Here is a 508-nt window from a genome sequence, read left to right on the forward strand (position 1 = left end):
CAGTACGTCTGCATTGGTTAGGTAATGAGGCGTAACCCCAAAACGGCCTGATGCGATCTGCTTGATTCGCGAGTTACGCTCGGTGCCAAAACGACGAGGATCTTCACCACCTTCGCCAGAGTTAGAGTAACCACCAAGACGGTTCATCGCCGTTGCAAGTGCTTCGTGTGCCTCTGGGCTCAACGCTCCGATAGACATGGCGGCAGAATCAAAACGTTTGAACAATTCTGTTTTAGGTTCGATTCGTTCAAGTGGCAATGGCGAGTCAGATTTTTTCAGTGCCATTAGGTCACGCAACATCGCGACAGGGCGCTCGTTTACTTGTTTGGCAAAACTTTGATAATCGTTACTTTCACCAGATTTCACCGCTTTTTGCAGTGTACCTACCACATCAGGGTTGTAGGCATGGTACTCACCGCCATGTACGTATTTGAGTAATCCGCCATGTTCAATCGATTTACGTTTTGCCCACGCCTTGCGGGGCAAGTTGGTTAAATCTTGTTGGAAA

Annotated in this window: 1 protein-coding gene; it reads right to left on the bottom strand. The window is 48.4% G+C overall.

Annotated features, from left to right (window positions below; genetic code table 11):
* Positions 1-508, bottom strand: a 508-nt coding sequence (locus R7Q11_RS29615) for a glutamate synthase-related protein (protein ID WP_263857241.1), incomplete at both ends; no start/stop codon positions are given.

The sequence above is a fragment of the Vibrio sp. 970 genome (assembly GCF_033339075.1).